General features: G+C 34.6%; 21 protein-coding genes and 1 pseudogene. 15 read left to right on the top strand and 7 right to left on the bottom strand.

The genetic code is table 11. The annotated features are described in order from the left end of the window. Nucleotides 1–113 precede the first annotated feature (113 nt). On the bottom strand, nucleotides 114–632 hold the full coding sequence (locus tag PUH65_RS06280) for an SRPBCC family protein (RefSeq protein WP_305518988.1): 519 nt from the start codon (nucleotides 630–632) through the stop codon (nucleotides 114–116). A gap of 100 nt (nucleotides 633–732) precedes the next feature. On the opposite strand from PUH65_RS06280, the gene PUH65_RS06285 reads away from it, so the two are divergent. Both PUH65_RS06285 and PUH65_RS06290 read left to right on the top strand, forming a co-directional pair. After that, nucleotides 733–2748, top strand: coding sequence for a M3 family metallopeptidase (locus tag PUH65_RS06285; protein WP_305518993.1), 2016 nt, complete (start codon nucleotides 733–735; stop codon nucleotides 2746–2748). Beyond that, nucleotides 2741–3046, top strand: coding sequence for a hypothetical protein (locus PUH65_RS06290; RefSeq protein WP_305518995.1), 306 nt, complete (start codon nucleotides 2741–2743; stop codon nucleotides 3044–3046). The genes PUH65_RS06285 and PUH65_RS06290 overlap by 8 nt, the downstream gene beginning before the upstream one ends. Nucleotides 3047–3114: 68 nt before the next feature. Here the strand turns inward: PUH65_RS06290 and PUH65_RS06295 are convergent, their stop codons facing one another. Continuing rightward, entirely contained in the window at nucleotides 3115–4161 is a 1047-nt protein-coding gene (locus tag PUH65_RS06295; protein ID WP_305518997.1) for a lysylphosphatidylglycerol synthase transmembrane domain-containing protein, read from the bottom strand. A gap of 18 nt (nucleotides 4162–4179) precedes the next feature. Next, entirely contained in the window at nucleotides 4180–4530 is a 351-nt protein-coding gene (panD, locus tag PUH65_RS06300) for an aspartate 1-decarboxylase (protein ID WP_305518998.1), read from the bottom strand. A 395-nt stretch (nucleotides 4531–4925) separates the two neighbouring features. On the opposite strand from panD, the gene PUH65_RS06305 reads away from it, so the two are divergent. Further along, a complete protein-coding gene (locus PUH65_RS06305) occupies nucleotides 4926–5216 on the top strand; it encodes an HU family DNA-binding protein (protein WP_305518999.1) in 291 nt (96 codons plus the stop codon). A 48-nt stretch (nucleotides 5217–5264) separates the two neighbouring features. On the opposite strand, the gene pdxH is transcribed toward PUH65_RS06305, so the two are convergent. Further along, nucleotides 5265–5909: a pyridoxamine 5'-phosphate oxidase gene (pdxH, locus tag PUH65_RS06310; protein WP_305519000.1), complete on the bottom strand. Its 645-nt coding sequence runs from the start codon at nucleotides 5907–5909 to the stop codon at nucleotides 5265–5267. A 51-nt stretch (nucleotides 5910–5960) separates the two neighbouring features. Here pdxH and PUH65_RS06315 point away from each other — a divergent pair, with 51 nt between their 5' ends. After that, entirely contained in the window at nucleotides 5961–6509 is a 549-nt protein-coding gene (locus PUH65_RS06315) for a YqgE/AlgH family protein (RefSeq protein WP_305519001.1), read from the top strand. Between the two features lie 235 nt (nucleotides 6510–6744). Here PUH65_RS06315 and PUH65_RS06320 read toward each other — a convergent pair whose 3' ends face one another. Together PUH65_RS06320 and PUH65_RS06325 are read right to left on the bottom strand one after the other, a co-directional pair. Further along, nucleotides 6745–7548, bottom strand: a complete 804-nt coding sequence (locus PUH65_RS06320; RefSeq protein WP_305519002.1) for an aminotransferase class IV — start codon at nucleotides 7546–7548, stop codon at nucleotides 6745–6747. A gap of 67 nt (nucleotides 7549–7615) precedes the next feature. After that, a complete protein-coding gene (locus tag PUH65_RS06325; protein ID WP_305519003.1) occupies nucleotides 7616–8002 on the bottom strand; it encodes an START-like domain-containing protein in 387 nt (128 codons plus the stop codon). 518 nt (nucleotides 8003–8520) lie between these two features. On the opposite strand from PUH65_RS06325, the gene PUH65_RS06330 reads away from it, so the two are divergent. The 11 genes and pseudogenes from PUH65_RS06330 to PUH65_RS06370 all read left to right on the top strand — a co-directional run bounded on the left by PUH65_RS06330 (nucleotide 8521) and on the right by PUH65_RS06370 (nucleotide 18089). Next, entirely contained in the window at nucleotides 8521–8862 is a 342-nt protein-coding gene (locus PUH65_RS06330) for a hypothetical protein (protein ID WP_305519005.1), read from the top strand. 167 nt (nucleotides 8863–9029) lie between these two features. Then, complete coding sequence (locus PUH65_RS06335) at nucleotides 9030–10427, top strand: MFS transporter (protein WP_305519006.1); 1398 nt, start codon at nucleotides 9030–9032, stop codon at nucleotides 10425–10427. Between the two features lie 115 nt (nucleotides 10428–10542). Beyond that, nucleotides 10543–11418: a pirin family protein gene (locus PUH65_RS06340; RefSeq protein ID WP_305519007.1), complete on the top strand. Its 876-nt coding sequence runs from the start codon at nucleotides 10543–10545 to the stop codon at nucleotides 11416–11418. Between the two features lie 197 nt (nucleotides 11419–11615). After that, nucleotides 11616–13124 carry a catalase gene (locus PUH65_RS06345; protein ID WP_305519008.1) on the top strand — a complete coding sequence of 503 codons (1509 nt, stop codon included), beginning with the start codon at nucleotides 11616–11618 and terminating at the stop codon, nucleotides 13122–13124. Nucleotides 13125–13211: 87 nt separating this feature from the next. Next, nucleotides 13212–13505, top strand: coding sequence for a GNAT family N-acetyltransferase (locus PUH65_RS06350; RefSeq protein ID WP_305519009.1), 294 nt, complete (start codon nucleotides 13212–13214; stop codon nucleotides 13503–13505). A gap of 369 nt (nucleotides 13506–13874) precedes the next feature. Beyond that, nucleotides 13875–15434 (top strand): sodium:solute symporter, encoded by a 1560-nt coding sequence (locus PUH65_RS06355; protein WP_305519010.1) that lies wholly within the window; start codon nucleotides 13875–13877, stop codon nucleotides 15432–15434. A 123-nt stretch (nucleotides 15435–15557) separates the two neighbouring features. Continuing rightward, nucleotides 15558–16151, top strand: a complete 594-nt coding sequence (locus PUH65_RS06360) for a transposase (RefSeq protein WP_305519011.1) — start codon at nucleotides 15558–15560, stop codon at nucleotides 16149–16151. A gap of 228 nt (nucleotides 16152–16379) precedes the next feature. After that, nucleotides 16380–16613: a hypothetical protein gene (locus tag PUH65_RS14905; RefSeq protein WP_370692023.1), complete on the top strand. Its 234-nt coding sequence runs from the start codon at nucleotides 16380–16382 to the stop codon at nucleotides 16611–16613. 2 nt (nucleotides 16614–16615) lie between these two features. Continuing rightward, nucleotides 16616–16678: pseudogene (locus PUH65_RS14910) on the top strand (hypothetical protein); the annotation flags it as partial. An 81-nt stretch (nucleotides 16679–16759) separates the two neighbouring features. Next, nucleotides 16760–17449: a hypothetical protein gene (locus tag PUH65_RS14915; RefSeq protein ID WP_370692024.1), complete on the top strand. Its 690-nt coding sequence runs from the start codon at nucleotides 16760–16762 to the stop codon at nucleotides 17447–17449. A 103-nt stretch (nucleotides 17450–17552) separates the two neighbouring features. Further along, nucleotides 17553–18089, top strand: coding sequence for a hypothetical protein (locus PUH65_RS06370; protein ID WP_305519012.1), 537 nt, complete (start codon nucleotides 17553–17555; stop codon nucleotides 18087–18089). 119 nt (nucleotides 18090–18208) lie between these two features. On the opposite strand, the gene PUH65_RS06375 is transcribed toward PUH65_RS06370, so the two are convergent. Then, nucleotides 18209–18757 (bottom strand): hypothetical protein, encoded by a 549-nt coding sequence (locus tag PUH65_RS06375; RefSeq protein ID WP_305519013.1) that lies wholly within the window; start codon nucleotides 18755–18757, stop codon nucleotides 18209–18211. Nucleotides 18758–18804 lie beyond the last annotated feature (47 nt).

Consider the following 18804-nt stretch of genomic DNA (forward strand, 5'->3'; position numbering starts at 1 on the left):
ACATTATAACAATTTTAACAGTCTGTCACTAATTACAAAAAGTAACTGAATACCTTTTATCATTTCACAAAAAAGTCGGCTTAAAAAACCGACTTCATCTTATATTTCAAAATTTATTTTTCAGATATCGCTTTCAAAGCGTTCAATCCGTCGCCATAAGATTTATCCATTTGCCCGTCCATAAATAATTTCATTAAGTTCATCGGATAATCCAATTCACAATCCATATCCCACGTTACTTTAGTCGAATTTCCTTCCGGCGTAAGGATAATATTAGAAGTAGCATCGCTTTCAAAAGGTTTATAGAAAATCATCTTTGTAGATTGTTTTTGATTCGGAACTAATGCCGTAATCTCCTGGCAACCACTTCCGACCTCATCATTTCCTTCCCAGCAATATTTATCGCCAATTTGGCCAGGATTTCCGGAATAAGTTACTTTCAAATTCGGATCCAGTTTCATCCATGGATTCCATTGATTAATTGCTTTTGTGGAGTTAATCTGTGCATACACTTTTTCTACAGGAGCATTAATGACAATTGATTTTTCAAAATGATATGCTTTTCCCATTAAAAACATCACGATGATAAGAATGGCAACAATCGCCAAGAGAATTTTTAAGAATTTTTTCATGGTTTTTTAGAGTTTTATTTCATCAAATATAAAATTTAATTTTCAGTAAATTTGCTGTTCGATCTTAAATAGATAAAATTTAATTATACTTCAATTAAAAATGCAAAATCCATTATTACAAACATTTACAACAAAATATCAATCCGCTCCTTTTAACGATATTAAAGAAGAACATTTTCTTCCTGCATTTCAGGAATTGATTAAAATTTCAGAAAAAGAAATTGACGAAATCGTTAACAATAAAGAAGAACCAAGTTTCGAAAGCGTGATTGAAGCCTTGGCTTTTTCAGGGGAAAAATTAGAAGTTGTTTCCGGTATTTTCTTTAATTTAAATTCTGCTGAAACCAATGACGAAATTCAGAAAATTGCTCAGGAAGTTTCGCCACTTTTAACTGAGTTTTCTGCAAAGATTTCTCAAAACTTACCCCTTTTTGAAAAGATAAAAAAAGTCTTTGATGAAAAAGAAAAATACAATCTGAACGAAGAACAGCAAATGCTTTTGAATGAAACGTATAAAGGTTTTGTAAGAAGTGGAGTTTTGTTAAACGATGCGGACAAAGAAAAATTTAAAAATATCAGTATTGAATTATCAAAAAAATCACTTCAATTCGGACAAAATGTTTTAGCGGAAACGAATAACTATTTCAAACATATTACGAACGAAAAAGAATTGGTAGGAATTCCGGAAGCAATTTTGGAACAATATCGCGAAGAAGCGAAAGAAAGAAATCTGGATGGTTTTGTGGTGACTTTGCAATATCCAAGTTTTCTACCTTTAATGTCTTATGCTGAAAACCGTGAATTACGAAAAGAATTGGCGTTGGCAAATGGTAAAAAATCATTTCAAAATAATGAATTCGATAATCAAAATTTAATTAAAGAAATCATTTCCTTAAAACAGGAAAAAGCAAAATTATTAGGGTACGAAAATTATGCAGATTACGTTCTGGAAGAAAGAATGGCGAAATCTCCGGTACAGGTTAAATCATTTTTGAACGAACTTTTGGAGAAAGCAAAACCTTACGCAGAAAAGGAAATCGAGGAATTAAAAAAACTGGCAAAAGCCGACGGCATCGAAGAAATGGAAAGTTACGATCATGCTTTCTACGCTGAAAAATTACGCAAACAAAAATTCGATATTGATGATGAAGAACTGAAACCTTACTTCCAACTGGAGAAAGTTCAGGAGGCTGTTTTTGGTTTGGCAAAAACACTTTTCGGCTTAGAATTTAAAGAAACAACAGAAATTCAAAAATACCACGAGGAAGTAAAAACTTACGAGATCTTCGAAGACGGAAAATTCAAAGCCCTACTCTACGCCGATTATTTCCCAAGAAAAGGAAAAAGAGCCGGCGCCTGGATGACGAGTTTTAAAAGTCAATCCATTAAAAATAAGGAAAATAACCGTCCGCATATTTCGGTGGTTTGTAACTTTTCAAAACCGACTTCTGACACACCAAGTTTATTGACTTTTCAGGAAGTGACAACGCTTTTCCATGAATTCGGTCACGCTTTACATGGGGTTTTGGCAAATACTACTTATCCGAATCTTTCGGGAACTTCTGTGAAATGGGATTTTGTAGAACTTCCATCTCAGTTTTTAGAAAATTATTGTTACGAACCTGAATTCTTAAAAACATTTGCAAAACATTATCAAACCGGCGAAGTTTTACCGAATGAGAAAATTCAGAAAATATCAGATTCCAAAAACTTTATGGAAGGTTACCAAACTTTAAGACAAATTGGATTCGGACTTTTGGATATGGAATATCACAGTAATCCTGAAAAAGTGGGTGATATTAAAACCTTTGAAGTAGAAGAAACCAAAGCAACCAATCTTTATCCAAGCAATCCTGAAACCGTTATGAGTACAAGTTTTTCACACATTTTCCAGGGTGGATATTCGGCGGGATATTATTCTTATAAATGGGCAGAAGTTTTAGATGCGGATGCATTCCAATATTTTAAAGAAAATGGAATTTTTAATCCAGAAATCGCAGCAAAATATAAAATCTTACTTTCTTCTGGCGGAACGAAAGATCCGATGGAACTGTTCAAAAATTTTAGAGGAAGCGAACCGAAAGTAGAGAGTTTATTGAAAAGAGCCTTTGGATAAGATTCAAACTGACTTAAAAATTAAATCAACTGAATTTTGGTTTGCCATTAAAATTGATTCTTGGCAAATAGGAACTCATATCGCACCAAGAAAACAATTCGTTATCACATTGAGTGGGAAATTAAAATTCACAACAAGCGACGGTTTATCTTTTATTGTAGAACCAGGAATCGTTCTTCTAGCCGAAGACATCAATGGTGAAGGTCATACGTGGGAAATGATTGAAGGACATGAAAACTGGCATCGCATTTATATTCCAATTATAGATGAGTCAGAAGTATATTTCGTTAAAGATTAATCTAATTAACCATAAAAAAAAGGGTTTACTAATTCAAGTAAACCCTTTTTTTATATTGTATTTCTAGTTTAATTTTTCTGATTCTTAACTGCTTTATTTCTGGCTTTCGTCAAAACAGGAATTGAAATTGCGCCCATCACCAACATGATCACCAATTGCATAGTATGCGAGATAAAAGCGTACGACAATCCAACTTCGCCACCTTCTTCGGGATTTTTACCCATTGAAAGAAACAAGGCCATAATACCAAACTTTAAAGCCAGATGGAAAGCACCGATTCCACCAGAAGCCGGAATCATCATTCCTAACGTTCCTACGACGATGATAAAGAAACCATCAGCAAAAGTAAACTGAGACGTTTCCGGTAGTGAAAAACAAACTAAATACGCTGCTAAATAATAGCAAATCCAGATTGCCAGAGAATAAGCGATAAACTTCACTTTCTGCTTCATTTTAAAAATTGAAGTCAAACCGTCAACAATTCCTTTTGCGAAATTCAGGACCTTTTGATAAATAGAAAACTGCTCCAGTTTTTTTCTAAATATGAAAAATAAAATTGCTACTAAGATCAAAATCCCACCAAAAATATAGATTGTTGAATTGGATGTTGTCGTTGCTGTTTTTCCTTTTTCTTCGGTGATATAAGAATAGAACGCAAGGAATGCTTTGTATTTAAATATTAAGGTTAAACCTAAAAAACCAACCATGCATATTAAATCTATTACTCTTTCTAAAATAATTGTTCCAAAAGATTTTTCAACCGGAACTTTTTCTACGCCAAATAAAGCGGTTGCCCTAGCCAATTCACCACTTCGGGGAATGGTTAAATTCATTAAATAACCAAAAGAAATGGTCCAGAAAGAATTAGAGTTGGAGATTTGATACCCCATCGGTTCCAATAAAAGATTCCAACGGATTGCACGAAACCAATACGCAAGAATTCCAAAAATCGAAGCGATAAAAACCCAGAGATAATTGGCTTTCGCAAAATAGCCGGCGATTTTTTTAAACTCCATCCCTTTTAGCGCCAACCACATAAAAAGTGCAGCAATACCAAGAGAAATAGCAATCGTTAAAAAGGTTTTAAGAGGGTTTGATTTTTTGTTCTGTTCCAAAGTAAGGGATTTTCAGAATTAGGTAAGAAGATTGGTCTGCTCATCTGGGAAAATAATTTTCGGCTGGAAAGCTTTTGCTTCTTCCGGCGTCATTTGAGCATAAGCCATTATAATGATGATATCATTTTTCTGAACGCGTCGTGCTGCCGGACCGTTCAAACAGATTTCTCCAGATTTTCTTTTACCTTTTATGGCGTAAGTATCGAACCGTTCACCATTATTCACATTAACGATGTACACTCGTTCACCCACGATAATTCCTGAGGCTTCGAGCAAATCTTCATCAATGGTGATGCTTCCTATATAATTAAGATCTGATTCGGTAACGCGTACGCGATGGATCTTAGATTTAAAAATTTCAATTAACATGGCGCAAATTTAATTATTTTAATTAAAGGAATAAAATTAATTTTTATTTGGTCAGTTCTAATATAATTACGATTAGTGATTAAACAATAAACACATCTTAAAAATCCATATCTTTTAAAAATATTGAATTACCAATTTGGATTTACCACAAAATTCCATAATTCGCAATTACATTGAGCAATAAATTATTTTCAGAAAATTGCGATATAGATGGAGTTCGGCATGATATTATAAGTTGCAAACACCGATAAAACAAAAATATCACGATTATAAATTTTATTTAGTATTCAAGAATTTGATTGAATATTGATTAAATATTAGCAAAAAATTTGCACAATATGAAAATTGTTTTATATTTGCTTTAACAATAGAACTAACCTTAACTAATTAATATTATGAACAAGTCTGAATTAATCGACGCTATCGCAAAAGACGCGAACATTACAAAAGTTGCAGCAAAAGCAGCTCTTGAATCTTTTATCTCTAACGTTACTGATACTTTGAAACAAAAAGATGGTAAAGTTTCTTTAGTAGGATTCGGTACTTTCTCTGTAGCACAAAGAGCTGCAAGACAAGGGATCAACCCAGCTACTAAAAAACCAATCAAAATTGCTGCTAAAACGGTAGCGAAATTCAAAGCAGGTTCTGACTTAGCAGACGCTGTAATGGGTGGTAAGAAAAAATAATCAATCGATTATACTTAAAAATTAAAGTCCCGAATTATCGGGACTTTTTTAGGGTGCTAAACGAGAAATTTTCCAGTCGAAATCTTCTTGCAATTCGTAAATAATTCTGTCGTGAAGACGATTCGGGCGACCTTGCCAAAATTCTATTTCATAGGGTCTTGCCAAATAACCACCCCAATTTTCCGGCCTTGGAACTTCTTGATTTTCAAATTCTTCTTCAAGTGATTTTAACTTTTCTTCTAAAAATTCCCGATTAGGAATCACTTGACTTTGAGGTGAAACTACTGCTCCTAACTGACTGCCCTTTGGGCGGGAATGAAAATAACCATCACTTAAATTTTCTCCCAGTTTTTCCAAATTTGCTTTAATGATGATCTGGCGTTCTAAATTGGGCCAGAAAAAATGAAGACACGCTTTATGATTACTTTCAATCGCTTTCCCTTTTCTACTGTCGTAGTTGGTATAAAAAATAAATCCTTCCCACGTATAAGATTTCAGCAAAACCATTCTGGTTCTTGGGCAGCCATCATTTTCCAAAGTTGAAATCGCCATTGCGTTGGCCTCAGAAATTTGTGGAGTTTGCTCAGCTTCCAAAAACCAATTCCGAAACTGTTCCATCGGATTTTCTTTAATTTGACTTTCCAGAAGTTCGGAGCGATCGTATATTTTTCTTTTGTCGTGCAGGTTTTCCATTAAATTTTTATTACATTTGATTAAGGTTTTTTAATTGACCTTATCAATCTGATGAATACTTCTTACAAAGGTAAAATTTTAATTTCCACTCCCGATATTTCGGGAGACATATTTTCCCGTTCGGTAGTTTTAATAGTCGACCATAATGAGCAAGGTGCTTTCGGCCTCATTCTCAACAAGAAAAATGAAAATATGAGTTCACGACTGCTCGAGATTTTTGGATTTCAAGTTTCTGTATATGAAGGTGGCCCTGTAGAAAATGATAAGACTTTTTTCATTTGTAAAGGAAAAAAAATAACGAAAGATTATCTTGCGATTACAGAGGAATATTATCTTACGGAAGATATTGAAAATGTTGTTTCTTCTATTTTAGATCATCAAATCTCGATTAATGATGTGAAAGTATTTTCAGGCTATTCTGGCTGGTCTGGTCAACAATTAGAAGGTGAAATTCTGCGAAAAATGTGGACGCCAGTAGAGGTTTATAATTTAGATTACACTTCACCGAACGACCAATCACTCTGGAAAAACATCATGCAGAATTTAGGTGGCGAATACCTGTTATGGGCAAATGCTCCGGAAGATGTTTCGATGAATTGAGGTTGGAGACACGGGGTTTTTAGAAGTCGCACTAGATATTTGAACAAATTCTGAACGTTTGGATATTTTCCTAATCATGCTTTACTTACAACCAATTTACCTTCAAAAAATTAACAAAACTTTAGCATTATCACTTATAATTTAAACTAAAGCATCCCGTTATTAAACTAGTTTAAAAAAACTAAAAACCTGGTCAATGGCTTTCTTTAAAGGCGGTTGACTGGGTTTGTCAATTCTAGAGGAAATTAACCTTCCATTTTTCAATCATTTCGGCGAAACGGTCTTTTCCAAAAGTTTTATTTCGGATTTTAGTCACTGCAAAAATTCCTTTCAAATCAGACATCAGCAAAACTTCTTCTGCTTTCTGAGATTCAAAAGCAATCATTTCTGACTCCTGAATTTTGGCCAAATTATTTTTATGAACAAAGGTTACGAAATTCTCCAGCAAAGGCGAAATATACGCACCTTCTGTTGTTTTCGGAATGTTAATCATATTCTCTTCCAGGAATAATAAATTGCCATAAATACTTCGCGCGATTCTTTTATTTGGATTCAAGAAAATTACATCATCCAAATCATTTTCTTTGGCATAGATTTCAGCATAAATATTTTCTGCAGAATGAACATGAATTCCACTTAAAACATTCGTGTTCACATTGATCTCTTTAATCAAATCGATTTCAAAATCACGCTGAATACCTAGAATATCCTGCATCAATTCAACTTCGAAATAAAAAGAAATCTCACTTTTAGAAAGTACTTTTTCGTCATCACTCCGGTAGACAAAAAAATGAACAATACCGTCTTCAACACCCTGCTGCAAAACCTTTTCTGTAAATAAATTCTGAAAAAACTCCAGCGTATAGGAAAGCGGAATTGCCATTCTCATTTTACGCATTGAAGCCATTAAATAAAAATAACATTCCTCCGCCATGATCAATTGTGAGTTGCGGATAAAAAAAGAAACTTGCACCACATCCCCATATAAGAATGCGCGATTGTTTAGTTGAGACTGCTCAGAAGCAAATGATAATTTCAAAATAGTCAGGATTTTAGTAACAAAAAATGAACGATAAATCGTTCATTTTATATTTAGATTAAAAAAATTAGGATGCGCCTAACTTCAATTTTAAATTTTCGATTAAATTTTCCCAGTAAAGTTTATTTTCCTCTTCATCCCCAGCATCACAAAAATCAACAATATTAAGAGCCAAATCATCAGTAATATCATCGATAACGATGGTCATTTCAAAATAATTTTTGGTTCCTTCATCCTCTTCCCAACGAAAACGCACAAAACCTTCCGGTTTGTAACGAATAAGCGTCGCTTTTTCTTCGGGGCCATTGCTCCAACTAAAATAGAAGTCATCTCCTTTTTCCACAACATCATCCGCAAACCACTCAGAAAGTCCCTCTGCGCTCGCCATATATTCGTACAAAATCTCTGACTGACAGTGCATTGGAAATTCGTATTGCACTTTCGTTTTCGCCATATTATTACCTTTTTTTAATGTGTCGCAATATATAAATTAATTTCTAATATACGCAATATATTTAGCGAAATCCTCTTTCGAGATTAGAAGTAACTAGAATATAATTTTTCCACAAACCCCTGCCGATGTGCACTATATATGCCATCAGGAAAAAACAGTTTTAAAAGCATGACAAATATCATCGCGGAATCCCGTTTTCATACAGGCTAAAATAAAGACCCTGATTTTTTTTCAAAATAAATGACACGGAAGTTTCAGATGCTTATTTTCGATATTTCAATTTTACTCCTATAAAGGAATACGAAGAAAAAAATGAGAGTGAATTTGATTAATGAACTTTTGAATAATTATTTGAAGTTATATATATGAGAATTTTTAGAGACGCAACCACACACCGAATAAATTATTGTTAGTACGACTTTTCGTATTTTTATGGTTGTTTTAAGAAAAAAAAAGCGTTTAAATTTTACACGATGCTGATGAAAACCCTCTGAGTTAAATTTAGAAATTGATATGATATGAAAGTTGATCACAAATTCACCGTTATTTATTCTTTCAAAATAATTGAAGGAAAAGAAAATGATTTTATTAATGCCTGGACAGAACTGACAAAATTAATTTATCAATTTGCAGGCAGTTATGGCTCAAGACTGCATAAAGTTGAAGTGCAATTTTTCATTGGTTACGCTCAATGGCCAGACAAAGAAACATGGAAAAACTCAACCGATAAACTGCCCGAAACCGCAAATAGTCTTCGTAGACAAATGCGTGAAAGTTGTTCGGAAATAAAAACAGAATATGAAATGAATGTTGTTAAAGACTTGCTTTACGAAAAAAGATTTTTCGACCTTGAAAAGTAAAACAAATTCCAAAATTGAATTGTCAATTTACAATTACTCGATTTTTAACGGCATTGAAAAAGTTTGCCTCAAAACCCTGATTTTCGCACTGGAACCACCGTTTATTTTTTTATAAAGATTCTAATTCATGGCAATGACTTTGCTGTGAATTACCCTAAATTTGTATTATGCCAAAACCCAAAGATACAGCTGTTAAAAAATTTCTACCCTTAATTCTGGCGACTGCCATTTTTATGCAAATGCTGGATTCTACCATTCTAAATACTTCTTTACCTTCGATTGCAAAAGACTTACACGAATCGCCTCTGAATATGCAAAATGCGATTATCTCTTATGTTTTGACGCTGGCTTTGTTCATGCCTGTAAGTGGTTTTCTGGCGGATAAATTTGGAACGCGGAAAGTTTTCATTACTTCTTTAGTCGTTTTTAGTTTGGGCTCTTTGCTTTGTGCGCTTTCTCAAAACCTTAACCATTTGGTTATCTCACGAGTCATACAGGGAATTGGCGGAAGTTTGATGACTCCTGTTGGACGACTTGCTTTAATAAAAACTTTTCAAAAAAACGAATTGGTACAAGCCATGAATTATGCAATTATTCCCGCTTTAATTGGGCCAGTTCTCGGACCATTAGTTGGCGGTTATATGGTAGACTATTTGTCTTGGCACTGGATTTTTCTAATTAATATTCCTATTGGTTTATTAGGAATCATACTCAGTTTAAAATTCATGCCCGACTACCAATCGAAGAAAATGAGTTTCGATTTAAAAGGATTTCTAATTTTCGCTTCCGCTTCTCTCCTGTTATCTATTTCGCTTGAATTGTTTGGAACCGTAAAAAACATAACGCCGGTTTTACTGATTTTCACTTTAGGTTTTTTGATGATTTACTACTATTACGTTCACGCCAAAAAAACAAAAAACCCTATTTTCCCCTTGAATTTATTTCAGGTAAGAACCTTTCGCGTGGGAATTTTAGGAAACCTCGCCACCAGATTAGGAATAAGTGCTATTCCACTATTACTGCCTTTAATGATTCAGATTGCTTACGGGCAAACCGCTGTAGTTTCTGGATGGATTGTAGCACCAATGGCTTTAACCGCTATGTTTGGGAAATCATTTGTTATCAAAATTCTGGAAAAATTTGGGTACCGTAGAACCTTAATGACCAATACTTTTATCATCGGTTTTCTAATTGCCTCTATGGGTATTCCAGGAATTAACACTTCCATTTATTGGTTTGTGCCGATAATCGCGATATTAGGCTTTTTCAACTCAATTCAATTTACTGCGATGAATACAATTGCGATTGCAGATTTACGGGATTCTCATACGAGTAGCGGGAATTCTTTATTAGCAGTGAATCAACAACTTGCTGTTGGATTTGGTATTGCGATTGGTTTAATTACTTTAAAATTATTTGAAAACAACGCTGCGATAACTGATGGTCAAATTCATCTCGCTTTCCGATATACCTTTTTCCTCGTCGGTTTTCTAACCATTCTTACTGGATTTGTATTTAGACGACTTCATGCTACCGACGGCGAAAATATGCGATCTCATGTTTAGTTTATTTCTTTTTAAAGCAGACCCGAATTACAAATTAGTTGGCGCATAACTTATCCTATATCAATGTTTTTGATTTAATTCTACTGTACATTTGTCTTTTAAAATAAGAGATAAAATGGCAACTAAAACAATAGAAATTATAGTACAACCGAGACCTGCACATTTTGTAGGAGATGGTTTCCGAGTGCATAATTTTATTCCGAGCGTGTCACATTTGACTATGAAACGAATGGATCCGTTCATCATGCTGGATTACAATTCGAAATTTAATTTTGGACCGACTTCCACGCCTAGAGGTGTTGGCGTTCATCCGCACCGTGGCTTTGAAACAGTAACCATTGCGTACCAGGGAAGAGTTGAACATCACGATTCCGCCGGTGGCGGTGGAATTATAGGACAAGGAGATGTGCAATGGATGACGGCGGCTTCCGGAGTTTTACACAAAGAATTTCATGAAACGGAATGGGCAAAAGAAGGCGGAGTTTTTCAAATGGTTCAGTTGTGGGTAAATCTTCCTGCAAAAGATAAAATGAGTAAGCCCAAATATCAGGGAATTTCTAATACTGAAATGCAAAAAATTGATTTAGGTGAAAATGGTTTTATTGAATTAATAGCAGGAAGTTATCAAGATAAAAAAGGACCGGCAACAACTTTCAGCCCGGTTCATTTGATGAATGCCAAATTGAAAACTGGTGGAAAAGCCGAGTTTAGCTTCCCAGCAAACTTCAGCACCGGAGCCTTGGTGATTGAAGGAAACATTATCATTAATGGAAACGAAAAAGTTCCGACCGATCATTTTGCATTATTTAATAATGAAGGAGAAACATTCACTATTGAAGCAACCGAAGACAGCGTTGTTTTAATTTTAAGTGGCGAACCTTTAAACGAACCGATCGTTCCGCATGGTCCTTTTGTAATGAATACCAGAGAAGAAATCCATCAAGCCTTTGATGATTACAATAACGGTAAGTTTGGGTTTTTGGAAGATTAAAGAACTCGATTAATTTTAATCACAATAAATGAAACAGTCAGTATTTGGCTGTTTTTTTATTTTAACAAGCATTCTCTTAATTGTTTATTAAATTCTCAATAACTAGATCGATCGTTTGTTATGAATAACGGAGTTAGATAAAATTAATAATTATCTAAGATTAAAATTCCTAACTTTAATCCTTCAAATATTTTAACATGGAAGACAAGAAAAAATTAACAAGACAAACCGGAGCGCCCGTTCCAGACAATCAGAACACTCAAACTGCCGGACCAAGAGGACCGCTGCTGATGCAGGATTATTGGTTTTTAGAAAAAATGGCGAACTTCGACAGAGAAGTGATTCCGGAAAGAAGAATGCACGCCAAAGGCTCTGGTGCCTTTGGAACCTTTACTGTAACACATGATATTTCACAATATACCAAAGCCAATATTTTTAATGAAATCGGTAAGAAAACAGAAATGTTTGCACGTTTTTCTACCGTTGCTGGCGAAAGAGGTGCTGCCGACGCAGAAAGAGACATTCGTGGTTTTGCGCTGAAGTTTTATACCGATGAAGGAATCTGGGATTTGGTAGGAAATAATACGCCTGTTTTCTTTTTCCGTGATCCGATGAAATTCCCTGATTTGAATCACGCTGTAAAACGGGATCCAAAAACAAATATGAGAAGCGCCCAAAACAATTGGGATTTCTGGACTTTATTGCCAGAAGCTTTGCACCAAGTGACCATTGTAATGAGTGATCGTGGTTTGCCAAATGGCTACCGACACATGCACGGTTTCGGAAGTCATACGTACAGTTTTATCAATAAGGAGAATGTTCGCCATTGGGTAAAATTTCATTTTAGAACCCAACAGGGAATTGACAATTTAACCGATGAGGAAGCCGCAAAATTAGTTGGAATGGATCGTGAATCTTCGCAACGTGATTTATTCGACAATATTGAAAAAGGCAATTTCCCGAAATGGACCATGTTTGTACAAATCATGACGGAGGAAGAAGCCAAAACCTATCGTTTCCATCCATTTGATTTAACCAAAGTTTGGTCTAAAAAAGATTTCCCTTTAATTGAAGTGGGAGAATTTGAACTGAATAAAAATGCTGAGAATTATTTTGCAGATGTTGAGCAGGCCGCCTTTAACCCAACGAATATTGTTCCCGGAATTGGTTTCTCTCCCGACAAAATGTTACAGGGAAGATTATTTTCCTACGGTGATGCTCAACGGTATCGATTAGGCGTGAATCATTATCAAATTCCGGTAAATAAACCGAGATGTCCCTATCACGCTTATCACAGAGACGGACAAATGCGCGTAGATGGAAATTACGGCGGTACGAAACATTACGAACCTAACAGTTACGGCGAATGGCAGGAACAACCTTCTGCAAAAGAACCTCCTTTGGAATTATCGGGCGACGCATATGCTCATAATTTTCGGGATGATGATGAGGATTATTTCACCCAACCTGGCGATTTATTCCGAATTATAAAGGCAGATGGAAAAGCAGATCAACTGTTTAAAAATACCGCAGCAAATGTGGGAGGTGCAGAAAAATTTGTACAGATCCGTCACATCAGAAACTGCTATAAAGCAGACCCTGAATATGGACAAGGCGTGGCAAACGCTTTGGGCTTGAGTATGGATGAAGTCAACAGTTTTGATATGACTCCATACGATCAGTGGGCGCCGAGACAAACAATGTAATTCTGAAAATGTTATATTAAAGTGGAAATGTTTTTTAAAAGCATTTCCACTTTTTTTTGTAAATTTAATTCAGCAAATAAAAATAAGATGGCATCACAAAATTATGATATGATTAATATCGAAGAAAACGACGGGACTTTTGATGTGTATTATGATGCAGAAAAGGCCGGCTTTATGGAATACAAAGTAAAAGAAGGAATTCTGGAAATTCTTCATACTGAAGTAGCCGCAGAATTTGGTGGAAAAGGTTTGGGAATGGAATTGGTAAAAACCTCCGTGGAATTTGCGAAGAAAAATAATTTAAAGATTCTTGCTCTGTGTCCATATGCTAAAAAGATGATTGAAAAAACGCCGGAATTTAAAGTTCTTTTGGTGGAGTAGTTTTTTCAACATTTAGGTAACGAATTAGTTAAGATGCATTAAAACATATGTAATTGCGCGCTTTTATCAGCGTGTTTAAAGTTAGTTTACAGATAAAGACTTCGGCAGGTTCAGTCTGACAAATAGATTAAAAATAAAACCTTTCGGTAATATCAACTGAAAGGTTTTTTTGTGCCTGAATTTGAATAGAAGTGAAGGTTTGCGCCCCGGCTTGAACGGAGCTCTTTTTTTGACGAGGAACGAGGAGGAAAAAAGCGGGAGTGGGAGACGGAAATGTGCGCCCAAATAAAATAAGGGAAGATGGGAAGTAGGTAGAAAGACGCTTTAATCCTGCCAAAAAAAACTATATTTGCTCATAAATTTTCAAAAATGAACACAGGAACTATTTTACTCTTATTTGTTTTCGCCTATTTTATTGGACTCTTGGTGATCTCTTATATTACCAGCAGAAATGCGGATAACCAGTCTTTTTTCATCGGGAACAAAAAAAGTAAATGGTGGCTGGTTGCCTTCGGGATGATCGGGACGAGTTTGAGTGGCGTGACTTTTATTTCGGTGCCGGGAACGGTGGGAAAAATGACTTCCGGCGATTATGCGTTCGGTGGTTTTGAATATTACATGCTCGTTATCGGTTTTTTTATTGGCTATTTTATTGTGGCCTTTGTTTTATTGCCACTTTATTATAAGATGAATCTAACTTCGATTTACACTTATCTCGGAAGGAGGTTTAATGTAGAAGCGCATAAAATTGGATCTCTGTTTTTCATTATTTCCCGTTCGATTGGGGCGACCGCAAGGTTGTTTCTGGTTGTTAATGTTTTGCAGATTTTCCTTTTAGAAGGATTGGGTATTCCGTTTTGGTTAACGGCGGCGGTGATATTATTGATGGTTCTGCTCTATACTTTTGAAGGTGGTGTGAAGACGATTGTGATTACCGATACGCTGCAAACTTCATTTATGATCATCAGTTTGATTGGCTGTATTGTTTATATTTTATCTCATTTGAATCTTTCTGCAGGCGAGGCGTACACCGTTTTGGCAGCGAAAGATTATACGCATTTTATTAATTTTGATGTGAATTCAAAAACCTTTTTCCTGAAAACAATTTTGGGTGGAATGTTTATTACGATTGCCATGACTGGTTTGGATCAGGAGATGATGCAGAAAAACATCTCGGTTGATAACCTTCACAATTCAAAAAAGAATATGCTCACTTTTGCGGGAACGCTTTTGATTGTGAATCTTGCCTTCTTATTTTTAGGTGGACTGCTCTATCTTTTCTCCATGGAAAACGGGGCGGAATACGGACAAATTGTAAACATCGTGAACGGCCAGGAAAGTATTACGAACGCTTTTGGATTTAAAGATTCTGCGACGGGCGTGATCAATAATATTATGGGTGACGATTTATTTCCGGCACTTTCGCTGCAAGGATATTTCCCACTTTTCATTTCGATCATCTTTATTATCGGTTTAATTTCTGCGCTTTTCCCTTCTGCTGACGGCGCATTAACGGCGGTTACCAGTTCTTACTGCGTCGATCTACTGAACATGAACGAAGACCAGGACAAAACAGAAAAGCAAAAGAAAAGATTGAGAATGAAAGTTCACTTGACTTTCACCATCATTTTCTTTGTTTTAATAATGATTTTCAAAGCCATCAACGATAAGTCGATTGTCTATTTAATTATGGAAGTTGCGGGTTATACGTACGGACCACTTCTGGGACTTTTTGCTTTCGGTATTTTAACGAAATTTCAGATTGTAAAAAAGTACGGAATTCTGGTGGTGACTTTGGTTTCGCCGGTTTTAACGTGGTTAATTAATTATTTTGTCACGCACAACAGCGATTATAAAATCGGGGTGGAACTGATTATTATTAATGGATTGCTGACTTTTATTGGGTTGTGGTTGATTCGGAAGAAGTAGGAATTTTTTAAATTTAGTGTTTTCTGAATGTACTCGGAATTAACCTTGTCAAGGTTTAAAACCTTGACAAGGTTCTTCAAAAACAAGGCATAATTTAAAAAGGTTCTGAAAATAAAAATAAAAATGGACATCAGATTAACACCAATAGAATCAGATCGTTTCTACCACATTTATAACCGTGGTATCAATGGTGAACTTAATTTTAAAACTAAAAGAAATTACTTGTTTTTCTTAAATAAAATTAAAGATAATCTTCTAAATGTTTGTGATATTTACGCTTATTGCTTGATGCCAAATCATTTTCATTTGTTAGTACGAATTAAATCTGATTCTGAATTAGAAAACCTTGTCAAGGTTCTGAACCTTGACAAGGTTGATGGTTTACACGCTCCTCAACATGTTTTTTCGAAACAATTTTCAAATATTTTTAATTCTTATTCGCAAGCATTTAACAAAGAAAATAATCGTCATGGTGCTTTAATCGAGTCACCTTTCAAAAGAAAACTTATTTCTTCTGAAGATTATTTAAGACAATGTATTATTTATATTTATCAAAACCCTATTTCAGAAGATTTTAAAGATTACCCATACTCTTCTTACAAAACAGTTATAAGCAACAGTTTTACTTCGTTGAAAAGAGATGAAGTAATTGAACTATTCGAGGATAAGGAAAACTTTAGGTTCTGTCATAAAAAAGAAACTGATTATCAGTTCTGATAATCTTAAATTAAATCCTGCTCTAACCTTGTCAAGGTTTGAAACCGTGACAAGGTTCTTCAAAAAATTGACAATCGTACTAAACCGACGTAGATGATTATCCTTAATAGTTTGCTGACTTTTATTGGGTTGTGGATGATTCGGAAGAAGTAGCCGGCAAATTATCTATGCTGCCTAATATCAACATTTTAAGTATATTTGTTTTAAACTGAAAATATGAAAAATGAGATGATTGATTTAAAAATTAAACTGCAACAACTACATCAACGGGTTGATTCATTAAAAGATCAAATTAATACTGAAGAGGCAACTAAAAACGCTTTCGTTCTTCCGTTTATACAGATTTTAGGATATGACATTTTTAATCCAACGGAAGTGATTCCTGAATTCATTTGTGACATTGGAACTAAAAAAGGAGAAAAGGTTGATTATGTAATTAAAACAATGATGAACCAATCCTAATCATAGAATGCAAAAACTGGAAGGAAAATGTAGATGCGCACAATTCCCAACTTCATAGATATTACCATCTTGCCAAAGCAAGATTTGGAGTTCTAACGAATGGTCATGTTTATAATTTCTACACTGATTTAGAGAAACCTAATATAATGGATGAAAAGCCATTTTTTACTTTAAATCTAAATGACATCAGGGATTCATCAATTAAAATTTTAGGAAATTTCACTAAAACTGATTATAATTTAGAAAGCATTCTAGATTCTGCAGAAGCCTTAAAATATATTAAAGCAATTAGAAAAGAGTTTGAAAAGGAAGTTATAGATCCATCGGATGAATTTGTGAAAATGCTTGTTAATAAATTTTTTGATAAACCTCTAACTGCTTCCAGAATGGTAACTTTCAGAGAGTACACGAAAAAAGCAGTAAATAATTCAATAAATGACTCCATCAGTTTACGGTTAAAGTCAGCGTTAAATATTAATGAAAGCATTACAAAAGATAAAACTCCTGAAATAGAAAATCCAATCGATTCTGATGTTGAAGTTCCTAAGTTTATAACAACAGAGGAAGAACTTGAAGGCTTTCAAATTGTTAAAGCAATTTTACGAGAAAAAATCGCAACCGAAAGAATTGCATTTAGAGATACGCAATCCTATTTTGGAATTTTATTAGATGATAATAACAGAAAGCCCTTAGCAAGATTACATTTCAACTCTTCCAATAAATACATTGAAGTTTTCCATCATGGTAAAGATTTAGGAGAGAAAATTCTATTAAATTCACTTGACGATATTTATAATTACAGGGAGCAATTACATAAAACTTTTGAAAATTATTAAAATATGATCCGAGTTAACAACTCGGATTTTTTATTTCGAATACTCATCGCAAATCCTTAATTTAGCAGTACAAAACTATGATCACCATAAAAACCATTGAACCATGAAAAAACTACTCTTTCTAATTTTATTTATTTTCGGAATGAACTTGACTTTTGCTCAAGACAACTTTGATCTTTCTACCTTGCGAATAGGTCCGTATACTGTTTTTATGAAAAATAAAGACGTTGAAAAATTCAGTAAATCAAAACTCACCTCTTTTATGGGCGATGATGATTACATGAAAACAAATAAAGTGAATTATTTAGGGGAAGTCATAGAGATTAGCATTATGCAGAATTATGATGATCAAGGTCAAAATACAGGAGGCTACCAGATTTATTCTTTAATGACCAAAAGTAAAAAATTCCGTACCAAAAGTGGTATGGGCGTTGGCAGCACCAAAGACCAGTTAATCGACGCTTATAGAAACTACCCCAATTTTTCTGTCGCCCAAATGTGGGATGAAAAAACAGAAAAAATCTCCACTACAAAAAGCACTTTTACCCTTACAGACAATGACGCGGGAACGCTTTTATCGTTCATTATGATTAATAATGTGGTCACAGAAGTGAGTGTTTTCATGAATGAAGGTTGCTAAGTTTACAAAGTTGATATTTTTAATATTTAGCAAACTGCTTAAAACGAAAAGAATCCGAGACAAAAACCTCGGATTCTTTTATAATAAAAACAAAACATCACAAAATTCTACTTTAAAAATCATGGCTTCCAGTAAGTCCAGTTAGCACCGTTAAATACGGCTAACCTTTTTGCACCAGTTTTATTAATATAAACCAACATTCCCGGCGACGGATTTGGAACATCATCGGTACTTGCAACCATCGGTAAAACCATTGCTTTGGTTTCGGATTCTAAAACCAAAACTCCATCAGCGACAGAAAAATTCGATCCTATAATGGCTTTAGCAGAAGCGTCTTCTGTAATTGTTGATGATTGAATGCTCATGGCTGAAGTGATGTTGGCTTCATTGCCATTACTCAAATCTACCCAAGTTGGTGATCCGTTATAATATTTCACTTTTGCTTTGGTGGGATCTGTAGCATCCAGAATAATTGTTCCTTCCACAAGACCTGTACCGGAAGGTTTTAATTTAACATAAGGAAGAATAATCCCTTTATTTTTTCCAGATGCAAACTCCAGTAATACAGACGTTTTATCTGTTGCCGTTCCTATCTCATCCCCAATAATTACCTGCGAAAAAGCAGTACCTGAAACGAGCAGAAGTAAAATTGAAACTATATTTTTCATCGTATTTTTTTAAAAATTTATATCTATTTCAAAATGAATTAAAGCAC

Origin of the sequence: Kaistella sp. SH40-3 (assembly GCF_030686865.1) — a bacterium.
Taxonomy (GTDB): domain Bacteria; phylum Bacteroidota; class Bacteroidia; order Flavobacteriales; family Weeksellaceae; genus Kaistella.